Origin of the sequence: Natronobiforma cellulositropha, assembly GCF_025629245.1 — an archaeon.
In the GTDB taxonomy this organism is placed as follows: Archaea; Halobacteriota; Halobacteria; order Halobacteriales; family Natrialbaceae; genus Natronobiforma; species Natronobiforma cellulositropha.
In genome coordinates, this window is the sequence record NZ_JANZXN010000031.1 from 1 (window position 1) to 13,338 (window position 13,338).

The 13,338-nt window shown below is 66.2% G+C and carries 13 protein-coding genes and 2 tRNA genes; 6 read left to right on the forward strand and 9 right to left on the reverse strand.

From position 1 onward, the window contains the following. Positions 1 to 204 precede the first annotated feature (204 nt). The 3 genes from N0B15_RS14190 to N0B15_RS14200 all read left to right on the forward strand — a co-directional run bounded on the left by N0B15_RS14190 (position 205) and on the right by N0B15_RS14200 (position 2,229). Positions 205 to 280 (forward strand) — tRNA-Cys (locus N0B15_RS14190). Positions 281 to 806: 526 nt separating this feature from the next. Next, entirely contained in the window at positions 807 to 1,268 is a 462-nt protein-coding gene (locus tag N0B15_RS14195) for a CPBP family intramembrane glutamic endopeptidase (RefSeq protein ID WP_263020373.1), read from the forward strand. 118 nt (positions 1,269 to 1,386) lie between these two features. Beyond that, positions 1,387 to 2,229 carry a hypothetical protein gene (locus tag N0B15_RS14200; protein WP_263020374.1) on the forward strand — a complete coding sequence of 281 codons (843 nt, stop codon included), beginning with the start codon at positions 1,387 to 1,389 and terminating at the stop codon, positions 2,227 to 2,229. A 579-nt stretch (positions 2,230 to 2,808) separates the two neighbouring features. Here the strand turns inward: N0B15_RS14200 and N0B15_RS14205 are convergent. From N0B15_RS14205 to N0B15_RS14215, 3 genes are all read right to left on the reverse strand, one after another. Then, positions 2,809 to 2,882 (reverse strand) — tRNA-Lys (locus N0B15_RS14205). A 77-nt stretch (positions 2,883 to 2,959) separates the two neighbouring features. Continuing rightward, positions 2,960 to 3,685, reverse strand: coding sequence for a DUF7119 family protein (locus tag N0B15_RS14210; RefSeq protein WP_263020375.1), 726 nt, complete (start codon positions 3,683 to 3,685; stop codon positions 2,960 to 2,962). 71 nt (positions 3,686 to 3,756) lie between these two features. Beyond that, the gene (locus N0B15_RS14215) at positions 3,757 to 3,900 is read right to left on the reverse strand and encodes a hypothetical protein (protein ID WP_263020376.1); all 144 of its coding nucleotides are present in this window, start codon (positions 3,898 to 3,900) and stop codon (positions 3,757 to 3,759) included. A gap of 592 nt (positions 3,901 to 4,492) precedes the next feature. On the opposite strand from N0B15_RS14215, the gene N0B15_RS14220 reads away from it, so the two are divergent. Then, the gene (locus tag N0B15_RS14220) at positions 4,493 to 6,385 is read left to right on the forward strand and encodes a PAS domain-containing sensor histidine kinase (protein WP_263020377.1); all 1,893 of its coding nucleotides are present in this window, start codon (positions 4,493 to 4,495) and stop codon (positions 6,383 to 6,385) included. Positions 6,386 to 6,408: 23 nt separating this feature from the next. On the opposite strand, the gene N0B15_RS14225 is transcribed toward N0B15_RS14220, so the two are convergent. From N0B15_RS14225 to N0B15_RS14240, 4 genes are all read right to left on the reverse strand, one after another. Beyond that, positions 6,409 to 6,879, reverse strand: a complete 471-nt coding sequence (locus tag N0B15_RS14225; RefSeq protein WP_263020378.1) for a desampylase — start codon at positions 6,877 to 6,879, stop codon at positions 6,409 to 6,411. Beyond that, positions 6,876 to 7,808 carry an ABC transporter substrate-binding protein gene (locus N0B15_RS14230; RefSeq protein ID WP_263020379.1) on the reverse strand — a complete coding sequence of 311 codons (933 nt, stop codon included), beginning with the start codon at positions 7,806 to 7,808 and terminating at the stop codon, positions 6,876 to 6,878. Before N0B15_RS14230 ends, N0B15_RS14225 begins: the two co-directional genes overlap by 4 nt. A 37-nt stretch (positions 7,809 to 7,845) precedes the next feature. Further along, complete coding sequence (locus N0B15_RS14235) at positions 7,846 to 8,235, reverse strand: hypothetical protein (RefSeq protein WP_263020380.1); 390 nt, start codon at positions 8,233 to 8,235, stop codon at positions 7,846 to 7,848. Between the two features lie 87 nt (positions 8,236 to 8,322). Further along, positions 8,323 to 9,066 carry an SDR family oxidoreductase gene (locus N0B15_RS14240; protein ID WP_263020381.1) on the reverse strand — a complete coding sequence of 248 codons (744 nt, stop codon included), beginning with the start codon at positions 9,064 to 9,066 and terminating at the stop codon, positions 8,323 to 8,325. 123 nt (positions 9,067 to 9,189) lie between these two features. Here N0B15_RS14240 and N0B15_RS14245 point away from each other — a divergent pair, with 123 nt between their 5' ends. Together N0B15_RS14245 and N0B15_RS14250 are read left to right on the forward strand one after the other, a co-directional pair. Beyond that, positions 9,190 to 9,954 (forward strand): hypothetical protein, encoded by a 765-nt coding sequence (locus N0B15_RS14245; protein ID WP_263020382.1) that lies wholly within the window; start codon positions 9,190 to 9,192, stop codon positions 9,952 to 9,954. Positions 9,955 to 10,025: 71 nt separating this feature from the next. Further along, positions 10,026 to 10,262: a hypothetical protein gene (locus N0B15_RS14250; RefSeq protein WP_263020383.1), complete on the forward strand. Its 237-nt coding sequence runs from the start codon at positions 10,026 to 10,028 to the stop codon at positions 10,260 to 10,262. A gap of 85 nt (positions 10,263 to 10,347) precedes the next feature. Here the strand turns inward: N0B15_RS14250 and N0B15_RS14255 are convergent, their stop codons facing one another. Both N0B15_RS14255 and N0B15_RS14260 read right to left on the reverse strand, forming a co-directional pair. Continuing rightward, entirely contained in the window at positions 10,348 to 11,859 is a 1,512-nt protein-coding gene (locus N0B15_RS14255) for a carboxypeptidase M32 (protein WP_263020384.1), read from the reverse strand. A gap of 79 nt (positions 11,860 to 11,938) precedes the next feature. Continuing rightward, complete coding sequence (locus tag N0B15_RS14260; RefSeq protein WP_263020385.1) at positions 11,939 to 13,030, reverse strand: M20 family metallopeptidase; 1,092 nt, start codon at positions 13,028 to 13,030, stop codon at positions 11,939 to 11,941. Positions 13,031 to 13,338: the final 308 nt, after the last annotated feature.

Here is a 13,338-nt window from a genome sequence, read left to right on the forward strand (position 1 = left end):
CAGCGTGATGGCAAGTACTGGAGTGGGCGACCCTCTGGGAACGGTATCTCGCCGCCTCCACTCATATTCGTTTATCACGTACCGGAGAGCGCCCGCGGTGGGTGTCCTCCGGTTTTTTTTTTCGTACTGGAGAGCGGACGTGCCGTAGAATGCGAGACGGCGTACCGCTACGCTTAAACGACCCCGGTGAGTACTGACGGACGCGCCAAGGTGGCAGAGTCCGGCCGAACGCAGCGGCCTGCAGAGCCGCCTACCGCCGGTTCAAATCCGGCCCTTGGCTTCTACTGCGAGCAATTTCGCGAGCCTCGAGCATCGATCGATGGCTCGACCCTACGAGTCGTGGCTGGCTGAGCGAAACGAGCCAGTTCGTCCCGTTTTTCGGTCCAAATTTGCCCTTGCTGTGACGGCCGACAGTTTCGTGACCGGACCTGCACCTCGCCTCGAGCCTCGAACCGTGGGGGTTCCCCATTGTCTACCTCGGGTGGGCGTATCTCTGTTGGCTCCCGGTCATCGTCTCCGGCCGTCCTGTCTGGACCGTCCCGGTCGTCGTGCCGTTCGTTGTCGGTGGTGTTAGTCCACTGTTGGCGGGGCTAGTGTTGTTGTGGCTCGCCGATGGCAGGGTGGGCTATCGGGATCTCTGGCAGCGACTGGTCGACGTCGGCCGTATCAGCGCACGCTGGTGGCTGGTCATCGTGTTGTTCTTTCCCGTTTTCAACCTTCTCGTGGCAGCAGTCGCAGTGGTGCTCGGATTCACGGCTACTCCGCTCGAGGGTGCGTCTTTGCAGCGACTGGTAGACCCCGGTGGCATGGCGCTGCTGGTCGGTGTTGCGGTCGTCGTGCCGTTCGTCGAGGAGGTTGGGCTGCGTGGGTACTGGTTCGATCAGCTACAGGCACGCTGGAGCGCGCTGGTCTCGAGTGTGATCTTGGGTGTCGTCTGGGCGGCGTGGCACGCACCGCTGGTCTACGTGACCGGGTATTTCGCGGAGACGACCTTCCAACCGGAACTCCGGTGGTGGCTCCCCAGTCTCGTCCTGCTGGCGATCATCGGGACGTGGGTGTACAACAACACCCATCGCAGCGTTCTCGCGCTCGTCTCGTTTCACGCCGTCGGTAATCTGGCCGGTGAGACGATGGGGTTCAGCGCGGCGATGTATCCGTACGTTCACCTGGGGACGGCGGCTGTTGCGCTACTCGTCGTCTGCTGGGGTCCGGAGTCGTTTCGTGGGTGGGGCGACCCGAAACCGGCCGTCGACCGTGGTGTTCGGTAGGTCGGCGTCGCCGCCGATCCGGGTCGGTCTCGCGTCTGTGGTCGCTGTGTCGTCGCTCGCGTGGGGCTACCCCGGGAACTTAGTAACCGTTATACGAGGGGCGAACTACGCTTCGCACATGCAATTTCGAGCAGGGATCCTCTACGTCGTTCTCTTCGTAGTGGTCGCTGCGGGTGCGTACGGTGTCATCGCGACCGCAGAATCACCGGAAGTAACGCTTAGCGAGGCGGAGGCTACGTTCGCGCTCGGTGAGGGCGACGAGTTCGAGGTCGGCGGCCAGGTGTTCAACGTGTCGCAACTCGCTGATGGGTCGGGAACGGTCGAACACGTCGACGAGGAGGCCGTTCTCGACGTCGAGTGGGATGACGGTGATTCGGTACCGGTCGAGGAGGACCTCGAGTACATCCTCGAGATCAACCAGCCGGAAGTGGCCGACGATGAGGACGAAGACGACGCCAGCCCCGAGTCGTTCACGCTCCGTGAAGACTACGACGACGAGGAGTACGAGACCGTCGAGCGAGCGGACGGTCTCTACGTCGTCGTCACGGAGAACGGCTCCGAGGAGCTGATCCACATCGACGACTTCGACGAGATCGATAGCCAGGTCTACGAGGTCGGTGATGCAATCGAGTTCTACGACGAGGAGACCGAGACGCAGGTCGAGGGCGAGGTTGCGACGATCAGAGCCGAGGTTGTGGTCGTCGAGTACGTCGGCGAACTGGTGACCGAGTTCGACCTCGAGCACGCGAACACGGTGACACTCGAGGGTGAGGAGTTCGGTGTCGTCTTCCCGGGTGACGGGACGGTGTATCTGACCGACGATCTCGAGTCGTTCGAGGGGCAACTCGACGACATCGAAACGTTCGAAGACCGGGTGCAGGGCCTGTGGTGGGTCGTCTCCCTCGCTGGACTGACGGGTACGTTGATCGCTGGACTGGCGTTCATGCCGGCTCGAGGCTGACCGACGCGCTCGAACGCGGATTGATTTTTCTCGACACGCCGTCTCTCGTGCCGACGTATTACTCGGTGGTTTCGTGGCCTGCTACCGCTCAGGGTGTCGTTTTCTCGCTCTCGGCCAGACGGGAGCCGACGGTACGTTCGGACCAGTGTCTGTACGCGGGAACGCCTCACTCGAGCGGCGGTGCGGTGGAAGCGGGCCGAGCGCGATACCCACCGCTCGCAGAGTTGCTCGCGGTGAGAAACGGGCCGGGCGCGATTTGCACTCCGCCGAGACGGTCCTGCTCGCCTCGTTTCGCTCGGCTGTGCGGGCTGCGACTCGTCTAGTTCAAATCGCTTCCGTCCGGTTCACACACTGGCTCGCTCCCGCAGTACTCACTCCGTTCGTACCACGCGTCGCTCACCAGTTCGTTGCACGGGCCGGGCGCGATTTGAACACACGGTCGGACGTGCTCACTCACGGCTTCGCCGTTCGCAACCGCGGTCGCGAGGCGACCGCGTTCTCGTTCCGCGCGACTTCCCTGCGATTCAAATCTCGCCGGATCCGATACCCACCGCTCGCAGAGTTGCTCGCGGTGAGAAACGGGCCGGGCGCGATTTGAACACGCGACCGTCTGGTTAAAAGCCAGATGCTCTGCCGGACTGAGCTACCGGCCCCTTGGTAGTCTTTTTTCGTGAGTAGCGGTTAAACGTTTCTTTCTCGAGTGTCCTGTGTGTCCCGGTGTCGTGGTGGTTCACTCGAGGAAGGTGTCGAGGGCTTCGGCGATGAGGTCGTCGGGGGCGACGTTCTCGAGGGAGGCCTGTCGCCGGAGGTCGCGGTAGATGTCTGTGGGGAGGGTAATGTCGAGGCGTCCGAGGCTGACGCCGACGTCGGCGAGTGCCTGGTCGATCGGTGTGTCGTCGTTGATCGCGCTGGCGGCGTTCCTGACGTCTCTGACGGTGAGGTTCCCGTCGAGTGTCGCCCAGGCGAGGAGGAGTCTGGACTCGCCGTCGACGCGGGCGATGTGTTTCGCGGCGGTCGGTGCGATGTGGCCGAGGGCGACCTGCCGGCGGACGGGCCGGGGGAGGTCGTGGACGCGGGCCCACTTTCTGATGAACGCGACGGTTGCGTCGCCACCAGCGCGTTCGGCGGCGGCTTTGTACGAGCCTTCGCCGCGGACGAGGGCGGCGCAGGCCGCAGCACCGCGGAGCATGTAGAGGTTGTCCTCGCTGGCGCTCGTCTCGTCGGCGAACTCTCGGACGGCTGTCGCGGCTTCGGCGAGGCTCTCGGGGTCGTCGGGGTCGAACTGGACGGCGTCGCGCGCATGTGGGCCGGTGATCGACTCGTCACCACGGATCACCGGTGCGCCGACGGGCGACTCGCGGTCGGTCGGAACCGGTCGCTCGCGCGTTCTGTTGGGGCGGCGCGAGCGCTCGCGTGAGCGACGTCGAGGGCGGTTCCCGGGGCGGTCGTCAGTCATACCTCGCCAGTAGGGGTGTGATGGTAAAAAGCTCCCTTCCGAACGACGCTCCGCGAGCGCTGGCGGGTGCGCTACTCCTCTCGCTGTTCGGCGAGGTGCTCCCAGATTTCGGTACAGCCAGCACCGACTTCGATTCCGTCGAGGTGTTCGTCGTCGCGCTCCGGTTCGGCGTCGTCTGCGTCTCGCTCTCGCGGCTCTTGTGTGCACTCGCTCATAGTTCGCTCCGGCCCTCGATACTCGTCTTCCGATCGGCACGAGACGTCGGTCGGTCGGCTGTCTGTGCAGTCATGGACCCCCATTTGTGCGACAGTAGCTTAAGTACCGCTACGGAAGCAAGCGATACCCGTGCTTTGGTCTGGCGGTGGTTGTTGCCGGTATCTCGGTCGCTTTCTCGGCGGGTGAACACACCGACACCGGCCGATTTCCGCGCTCGAGCGGCGTCATTTTCCGATCGGCGGTTATTCGGAGGACGGCCGCTCTCACCGTGGTGTCGTCGAACGTGCCGTGACGTTCGGCGTTCACCGGTACGACGGCCGACGAGGCTGGGCTCCTCGTCCTGGCTACTGGTGGCTCTGCTCCCGAGTGGGTGTGGTTTTTCTCGGTGTGCTCGCTGGGGGGCGACGTCGGAACCGGCTGACGGTAGTCGCTCCCTGCGTCCCGTATGTCCCGTGTTCACGTCCGCATTCGCTGGTAAAAGCTGCCGGCATAGGTGAGCCTCGCCCGTCTCGCTTCTGCGTGGTATTCACACGCGACCCGCTTCGCTTCTTGTGGAAGGATTTATTAATTTAGGCGATAAGGTCTGATTACATGACTGATAACCAAGAGCTATTTGGGACTGAGCGTCGCGAGGTCGGCGAGCGCTCGGATGCGGACCGAACGCTCCTCGATACGGTCGCCGTCGCGATTTACGAGATCGATCCAGCGGGCCGGTTCACTGCGGTAAACGAGGCGTTCCTCGAGGCGACGGGCTACGAACGCGAGCAACTGCTCGGTCAACACGCGGGTCTCGTCTTCGACGCGACGGACGTCGACCGACTCGTGTCGACGACCCGCGATAGCGACGGTGACGTCGTCACGCTCGCAGCGTCCGTCCGGTGTGCCGATGGAACGCGTGCCCCCTACGAACTTCGGAGCCGTCGGCTCGAGCGTGACGGCGAGTTTCGCGGCGTGGCGGGCGTCGTCCGGGACTTCGGCGTCTCGGATGCCGACGAGCACCTCGACTACGAGGAGGCGCGCGAGCGCGAGCGCGAACTCGAGCACTACGAGGCGATCGTCGAGACCGTCACCGACGGCGTGTACGTCCTCGACCAGAACTACCACTTCGTGATGGTCAACGACGCCTACGCCGAGATGACCGGCTACGACCGCGAAGAACTCCTCGGCGCGCACTGTAGCCTCGTCGTCGGCGAGGAGATCTCCTCGCAGGCCGCCGAGTGGTCGGCGAAACTCGCTGCGAGCGACGACACCCAACACGCGACGATCGAAGCGGAGATCATCCGCGCCGACGGCTCCCTCCTGCCGGCAGAGAGCCGGTTCACTCCACTCTCGTCGCCCTGTGGTGACTTCCGTGGCACCGTCGGTGTGGTCCGTGACGTCACCGACCGTCGCGAACAGGAGCGCGCGCTCGAGGAGAGCGAGCGCCAGTATCGGACGCTCGTCGAACACTTCCCGAACGGAGCGGTCGTCCTCTTCGACGACGACCTTCACCACATCGCCGCCGGTGGACAGCTCCTCGAGGAGTTGACCATCGAAACGGAGCACCCGGACGGCTGGCCGATTCCGGAAGGGGGCGCCGACGATCTGGCCGACACCGTCGAACCGCACTTCTGTGCGGCACTCGAGGGTGAGGAACACACCTTCGAACTCGAGGTCGACGACCGCCACCTCTTCGCACACACGCTGCCGGTGAACAACGCCGACGACGAGGTGTTCGCCGGGATGTTGGTCGCCCAGGACGTCACCGAACGCAGAGAGACCCGGCAGAAACTCGAAGAGTTAGTCGAGAAACTCGCCGAGTCGAACGAGCGTCTCGAGCAGTTCGCCTACGCCGCCAGCCACGACCTCCAGGAGCCGTTGCGAATGATCTCGAGTTACCTCCGCCTCCTCGAGGGCCGGTACGGAGACGACCTCGACGAGGACGCCCAGGAGTTCATCGCGTTCGCCGTCGACGGGGCCGACCGGATGCGCGAGATGATCGACGGCTTGCTCACCTACTCGCGCGTCGATACGCAGGGCGATCCGTTCGAACGCGTCGACCTCGAGGCGGTCTTCGAGGAGGCACTGACGGACCTGCAGGTGACGTGTGACGAGAGCGATGCGCAGGTCACGAGCGAGCCGCTGCCGTCGGTCTGGGGCGACGCTGGCCAGTTGCGCCAGGTGTTCGAGAACCTCGTCAGCAACGCGATCACCTACAGCGGTGACGAGCCACCGCGCGTCTCCGTCGCCGCCGAGCGCGAGGACGACCGGTGGGTGATCTCGGTCGCCGACGAGGGAATCGGCATCGAGTGTGACGACATCCAGCGCATCTTCGAGGTCTTCCAGCGTGCTCACACCTGGGAGGAGAACGCCGGTACGGGCATCGGACTGGCGCTCTGTCAGCGCATCGTCGAGCGCCACGACGGCGACATCTGGGTCGAGTCAGAACCCGACGTGGGATCGACCTTCTCGTTTACGCTCCCGGTCGTCGACGACCGCGAGTAATCTTGCCGCTCTCGGTTTTTCCGTCACTCGAGGACCAGCCGTTCGCGCTCGAACCGTCCACCCGTTTCGCGCTCCGGCGTCGCTCGCCACCGCCACGAGCGGACGGTGGCGCCAGCCGCCGGCCGCCCATCTTCGAGCGAGACGAGCAGGTACGACCGGTCCGGCCACGCGGCCCCGTCGACGTCGGTCCGACTCGGTGTCGGCGGCCCACGCGGATGGGAGTGGTAGAAGCCGACGATCGATTCGCCCCGGCTTTCGAGCGTCTCGAGCGTCTCGAGGAGGGGTTCGGGGTCGATGCGGTAGCGTCGTTCGGGATCGTCGGCGGCGTTCGGCGTCGGATACCGCGAGGTGATTCGACTCGCCTGCGGGTCGAACGTCCCGCCGAGGACGCCACACACTTCGTCCGGTACACCGCGTCTGGCGTCTGCGACGAGCGCGTCGTGAACCGGTTTCGGACAGGCGAGCGTCGGTGCGGACCGCTCGGTCGTGGTCATCGGTGTCCCGTCGTGGCTGGCTCGAGGGCGGCGAGCGGTCGGGTGACGTCTTCGGGTGGTGTCTCGAACAGCGACGGGTGGAGGAGTCCGGCGAGGTACTCGAGGGTGTCGGCGAGTCTGGGACCCGGGCGGTTGACGTACTGGTCGCCGTCCATCGCGTAGACGCGCCCGGTTCGGACGGCCGTGAGATCGTCCCAGCCGGCCCGGCTCGTCAGGTCGCGCCGGTTTTCGGCCGTCTGTGCGAGGTCGAAGCCGCAGGGGGCGACGACCAGCACGTCGGGGTCGTACTCGCGGAGGGTCGCCCACTCGTGCGGTCGCGACGGGTCGGCCCGTTCGGCCAGCCCGTACCGGCCACCGGCGGCGGTGACGAGTTCGGCCGTCCAGTGGCCCGCGACCATCACGGGGTTCGTCCAGTCGAGAATCGCGACGGTCGGACGACCGGTGGCGCGTGCGGCCCGCTCGCGGACCGCCTCGAGTCGTGACTCGAACGTGTCGGTCAGCGCTCGAGCGCGTTCTTCCCGTCCGATCGCGTCGCCGATCGCCGCCACGTCGTCGAGTACGTCCCCGACGGTGTGTGGGTCGGTCGTCACCACGACCGGGTCACACGCGAGCGTCTCGAGCGTGCGCTCGACGACGGCCTCGTCGACCGCACAGACGTCACAGATCGCTTGCGTGACGATCACGTCGGGGTCGAGTCGCTCGAGTCGCTCCGCGTCGAGTTCGTAGACGCCGTTCGCGTCGGTGCTCGTCTCGAGCACCTGGCGGTCGATCTCACCGCTCGTCGCGTCGGCGTCGACGTTCGAGCGGGTGACCGCCGGCACCGTCGCGACTGCGGGCGGGTAGTCACACTCGTGGGAGACGCCGACGGGGAGACGGCCGAGGGCGGCGACGATCTCCGTCGCCGATGGGAGCGTCGTGACGACGTTCATAGGGTCCGTCTGCCCGCCGTCGACAAAAGCGTGTGGCTCAGTCCCGTTCGATCTCGATGGTGACCGCCTCCTCGTCGGGGCGTTCTCGCCCGATCGCTCGCGTGAGACCGCGCTCTACTTCGTCGTTGACCGCACCGACGAAGCGGATCGCCGCGTCGCCGCCGCGGCCGACGACGGCGACTCGCTCGTCCTCGAGCAGCGTCTCGAGGCAGTGTGCGCCCTCGGGGTGGAGGTACTGGAACGGGTGGTCTGGGGGAACCTCGCGGAGGTCGACCTCGAGCGCCCAGAGCACCGGCAGTAGCTGGACGGCGTAGCCGTGGGGTTTCGGTGCGCACCTGCCGGCGGCAGTACTGAGGGCGGTCGTCGCAGTGGATTCAGCGTTCGTGTCGTAGCTGACGCCCGGGAGACCAGGAACGGAGAGCTTCATACGTGTACGCACGCCCGCCGTCACCTGAGTTCGAGGCCGGCAGGCTCCGACCGGTTAAGAGGGGAGCGGCGTGTTCGCTCGAGGTACTCAGAACCCGCTGAACTTATCGCGCCGGAAGAGGTCGAGTTCGCTCACCGCAGAGGGCGAGCGCGTCAGCGCGAAGCGAATCGCGTCGGCGATCTCTTCGGGTTCGCTCACCTCACCCTCCTCGAAGCGCTCTTCGAAGCTGTCCTCACCGTTGCCGCCGAACTCGGAGCGAACCTCGGAGGGGTTGACCACCGTCACGGCGACGTCGTCGTCGCCGACCTGGGCGGCGACGCTGTGGGCGAAGCCGCGCACCCACCACTTGGTCGCGGCGTAGACGGGGTTCTGCGGCCGGGGGTACTGCCCGGCGAAACTGCCGACGAACAGCAGGTGGCCCTCGCTCGCCCGGACGTGGGGCAGTGCCGCCCGCGTCGCGTAGAAGACGCCGTCGACGTTCACCGACTGCATGGTCTCGAACTCCTCGTCGGTCATCGTCTCGACGTCGCCGCCGAGACCGAGGCCCGCGTTGTTCACCAGTGCGTCGAGACCGCCGAAACGCTCGAGCGTCTCCTCGATCAGCGTGTCGACCGCCTCGCGGTCGGTGACGTCCGTCGGGACGACGAGCGTCTCGGCTCCGTGTTCGGCGTCGGCCTCGGCGGCGATCTCCTCGAGTCGCCCCTCGCGGCGGGCGGCGAGGACGAGGTTCGCGCCGTCGGCGGCGAGTGCGTCGACCGTGGCCGCACCGATGCCCGAACTCGCGCCGGTGACGATGACGGTCCGGTCTGTCAGTGTCTGCGTCGGTGTCATAGGTGACCGTTCGGTATCTGCCTGTAATGGTTTTCCGTTGTGCAGTGATCGGCAGTGGTCGGTTTCTCACGGCTGACACGCCAGCAGAAATTCTTATTAGCAACAATCGACACGGTCGTACCAGTGACCGACGACGCTGCCGACGGGGTTTCGGCTGATGGCGCGTACGTCAGAGACCGTTCGGACCTGCAAGCACACGTCTGGGAGTTAGACGACGACGCTCGGGTGTCGCTGTCGGCACAGACGGAGACGGTACTCGAGGCACACGGTCGGATTCAGGAGGAACACCGGAGCCAGGCGAACCGGCTGCTGCGGGCATACGTCGCCGGAATCGGTCTCCTCGTTGCCGGACTCGGTGCGCTCGGAACCGTCATTCGACAGCTCTCCTTTCCCGAAATCGACGACCGTACGTTGGCGAATCCGGAGGTGTTGCAGGCGCTGGCCGCAGTCAGTATCGCGCTTCTCGGCGGCGTGCTCATTTTCCGTGCGTTTTTGCGTTTCGCCGGAACGGTCGAGATCGTCGTCCAGATTCTCACGCCCGAAGAGATCGAGACGGATACGGTCATCTCGGGTATCTTCGCAGCCTTACCCTTCTATCCTGGTGAACACCAGACGGAAGACGACCTCCGGTTTCGGGGCGAAGCCAGAGAGGGAATCCGTCGGGTCGTCGAGGCCGACCACCTGCTCAGCGTCCCCGTCCACCCGAGTCTGTCGGCGGAACGTCTCCTCACTGAGCAGCTCGTTCGCGCACGCCAGAACGAGGCGGTGATCAACTACAACATGACCCAGCTCTCGCACATCTACGAACTCCTCTTACGATCCCTCCAAGACGTCCTCTTCGGGACGTTCGTGCTCGCGGTCGGTCTGTTGCTCCTCGTGACCGGCTGACGGGCGAGCCGTTCAGCGACCGACGCTATCGCCAACAGTTAAGTGAGTGGCTCATCGACTGCTACTATACGATGGCAACTCGTTCCCCAGTCGCCCAGCGCGACCACGCTCGCTCGCCGCGAGAGGGGTTCTCGCTCGCCGAGGCTGCCGTCTCTACGGGGGCCGCGGCCGTCTTCGCCGTGTTGTTCGCCCCGCTATTCACCTACGGCTTCGCGATCAGCGGCTACGAGGTCGGTTCGGCGGCTGTCGTTCTCGCCGTCGCGCTCGTCGGCCTGGCCGTCTCGCTGCTCGCACAGTTCCGTCGCTGACACCGCCTCACCTACCCGTCGACGCGAGTGACTGTCTTCGTCGCCGTCTCAGCCTGTCTCCTCCGCCCTCGAGCCGCCGCTCGGCTCAGAGGTCGTACAGCTCGCCGTACTTCGTCTGGACGTACTCGAGGAAGTCGTCGGCGCTGTAGGTCTCGCCGCTCGCACGCTGGATCAGGTCGGGCGTGGTGTAGCGCTTACCGTGGCGGTGGACGCGCTCGCGCAGCCAGCCGTTGAGGTCGTCGAACTCCCCGTTCCGAGTGTGTTCCTCGAGGTCGCCGAGGTCGGCTTGGGCGGCGGCGTAGAGCTGTGCGGCGAGGACGGAGCCGAGTGAGTAGGTCGGGAAGTAGCCGAAAGAGCCGTGGCTCCAGTGGATGTCCTGGAGGCAGCCTTCCGCGTCGGTTTCGGGGCGGACGCCGAGGTAGGACTCGTACTTCTCGTTCCACACCTCGGGAACGTCGGCGACCTCGAGATCACCCGAGATGAGATCGCGTTCGATCTCGAAGCGGATGACGATGTGGAGGTGGTAGGTGAGTTCGTCCGCCTCGACGCGGATGAGGTTGTCGTCGTAGACCTGGTTGGCCGACTCGTAGGCCGCACGCGGGCTGACACCCTCGAGTGCGGGGAAGCGCTCGGTCACGGCGGGGAGGAAGCGCTCCCAGAAGGCCTGTGAGCGGCCGATGTGGTTCTCCCAGAGCCGGGACTGGGACTCGTGGACGGTGAGGTCGCGCGCCTCGCCGAGGGGGGTTCCGTAGCCCTCTGCGGGCAGGCCGAGGGTGTAGTTGGCGTGGCCGAACTCGTGGATGGTCGAGGTGATCGATCCCAGCAGGTCGGACTCGTCGAAGCGGGTCGTGACGCGCGCGTCGAACTGCGTCCCCGTCGAGAACGGGTGGGGGGCGGTGTCGAGGCGGCCGTGGTCCCAGTCGTAGCCGAGCGTATCGAGGACGTCCCGACACAGCTCTTCCTGGGTCTCGTCGTCGAACGTCCCCGCGAAGGCGTCAGTCTCGAGGTCGGCGTCGGTCTCGCCGATCGCGTCGATCAGCGGGACCAGTTCCTCGCGCAGGCGCGTGAGGACTCGCTCTGCGGTCTCGAGGTCGATGTAGGGTTCGTAGTCGGCGAAGAGGACGGCGTAGGGGTCCTCGTCCGGATCGATGTGGGCGGCGTACTCGCGTTTGAGCTCGACCAGTTTCTCGAGCGTCGGCGCGAACTGTTCGAAGTCGTCCTCGGCTTTCGCCTCGACCCAGACCGGGTGGGCGTTCGAGGCGGTCTCGGTGATCTCCGTGACGAGTTCCTCGGGGACCTTCGTCGCCCGGTCGTAGCGGCGTCTGACCTCGCGGACGACCGCCGTCTGCTCCTCGTCGAGGTCGCCCGTCTCGAGCGCCTCGAGTAGCTCGCCGGTCTCCTCGTCGGTGAGCAGTTCGTGGCTGATCGCCGAGAGCGCCGAGAGCTGTTGTGCCCGCGCTGGCGTGCCGCCTTCGGGCATCATCACCTCCTGGTCCCACTGGAGGACGCCCGCGGCGTTGCCGACGTTCGCGATGCGTTCGACGCGTGCGGTCAGTTGCTCGTATGGCTCGTCCGCCGGGACCTGATCTGTCGACATGTGTACTCGATTCGCCAGCCACGCCCATCAACGTCGTGGTTCCAGTAGCCTTCTCCGGCGACTCGCGTGCCGGGCGGTCTCACACCGACGGCCACGACTCGAGTGCGCGTCGGTAGGTCTCGTAACAGCGCTCGAGGACGGCGACGCTCACGCTCTCGGTCGCGGTGTGGGCCTCGCCCGGCTCGGCGGGACCACAGATCACACACTCGGTGCCCGCCCGTGCGAGCCAGCCCGCGTCGGTCGCGTGGGGTTTGGTGACGAGCGCGGGCGTCGCGGGCTGGGCGGCGTCGGCGGTCTCGAGCACCGCCGTTGCGAACGCCTCGTCTCGACAGCGCATCGGCGGCACCTCGCCCGCGAGTTCCCACTCGAGTCCGTCGAGTTCCGCGACGCGTTCGACACGCGCGTCCTCGCCGGGAACGGTCCGTTCGTCGACCGTCAGCGCACAGCGCTCGGGGACGACGTTCATCGCCGTCCCGCCGTCGATTTCGGTGACGACGACGCTGCCGGAGAGGGTGTCGTCGGCCACCTCGAGCGTGGGTGTCTCGAGCGTTCGGAGGAACTCGATGGCGTCGCTCGCGCGGTAGATGGCGTTCTCACCCGCTTCGGGCTCGCTCGCGTGGCTCGCGACGCCGTGGGCGGTCAGCCGGTGGTCGCGTCGGCCCCGGTGGGCGACGGCGACGTCGGTAACGTCCGGGCCCGAGTAGTTCGTCGAGCCTTCGCCGACGATGGCGTACTCGGGCGCGAAGCCCTGCTCGACGGCGTACTGTGCGCCGACGCCGCCGACCTCCTCGCCGACGAAACTCGCGAAGACCGCTTCGCCCGTCGCGTCGTCCGCGCCGTCGCGGAACGCGAGCATGGCCGCCGCCAGCGCCCCTTTCATGTCCGCCGTGCCCCGTCCGTAGAGGCGTCCACCGCGGCGTTCGAACGCGTAGCTGCCGTCGGTCTCGAGGTGCGCCTCGGCTGGCGGGACGACGTCGTGGTGGCCGACGAGGGCGAGCGCCGGTTTCGCCCCCTCGCCCGCTCGAGCGATCACGTTTCCGGCGTCGTCGCGCGTCACGTCGGCGCTGGTTTCGCGCGTGAGCCACCGCTCGATGTAGTCGCCCGCCTCGCGCTCGCCGTCGTGACTCGGGATGGTGACGAGCGCTTCGGTCAGGTCGGAGAGTCCGGTCATACCGCCTCTTTCGCGGGCCGTCGGTGAAACCTTTCGGCGGTCGCCGACGGTCGCGTGGCGGTCGCTCGGTGGTCGGTGTAATCCCCATCGCTTCGAGCGGGTCTCGAAGCGTCTGCCAGGTGACGTCGAAAGTGGAGGGCGGTTGTGTGAGGACACAGGATTGGATTCGACGAGGGGTGATCGGCCATGTCAGAGGCACCAGTGTGGCTCGCCACTCGTCGTAGGTCGACGACGGTGGTGTCACACGTCGTCTCCTGTCCGGGTTGCAGTTGCGGGCTGCACTCGAACAGAGGGAGGGGGGAGTTCTT

Bases quoted from the DNA above. Each gene is read 5' to 3' on its own strand.
- N0B15_RS14235 (WP_263020380.1), bottom strand. From the start codon at position 8,235: ATGAAGCTCTCCGTTCCTGGTCTCCCGGGCGTCAGCTACGACACGAAC.
- N0B15_RS14210 (WP_263020375.1), bottom strand. From the start codon at position 3,685: ATGACTGACGACCGCCCCGGGAACCGCCCTCGACGTCGCTCACGCGAG.
- N0B15_RS14240 (WP_263020381.1), bottom strand. From the start codon at position 9,066: ATGACACCGACGCAGACACTGACAGACCGGACCGTCATCGTCACCGGC.
- N0B15_RS14195 (WP_263020373.1), top strand. From the start codon at position 807: ATGGCGCTGCTGGTCGGTGTTGCGGTCGTCGTGCCGTTCGTCGAGGAG.
- N0B15_RS14255 (WP_263020384.1), bottom strand. From the start codon at position 11,859: ATGTCGACAGATCAGGTCCCGGCGGACGAGCCATACGAGCAACTGACC.
- N0B15_RS14200 (WP_263020374.1), top strand. From the start codon at position 1,387: ATGCAATTTCGAGCAGGGATCCTCTACGTCGTTCTCTTCGTAGTGGTC.
- N0B15_RS14225 (WP_263020378.1), bottom strand. From the start codon at position 6,879: ATGACCACGACCGAGCGGTCCGCACCGACGCTCGCCTGTCCGAAACCG.
- N0B15_RS14215 (WP_263020376.1), bottom strand. From the start codon at position 3,900: ATGAGCGAGTGCACACAAGAGCCGCGAGAGCGAGACGCAGACGACGCC.
- N0B15_RS14250 (WP_263020383.1), top strand. From the start codon at position 10,026: ATGGCAACTCGTTCCCCAGTCGCCCAGCGCGACCACGCTCGCTCGCCG.
- N0B15_RS14260 (WP_263020385.1), bottom strand. From the start codon at position 13,030: ATGACCGGACTCTCCGACCTGACCGAAGCGCTCGTCACCATCCCGAGT.
- N0B15_RS14220 (WP_263020377.1), top strand. From the start codon at position 4,493: ATGACTGATAACCAAGAGCTATTTGGGACTGAGCGTCGCGAGGTCGGC.
- N0B15_RS14230 (WP_263020379.1), bottom strand. From the start codon at position 7,808: ATGAACGTCGTCACGACGCTCCCATCGGCGACGGAGATCGTCGCCGCC.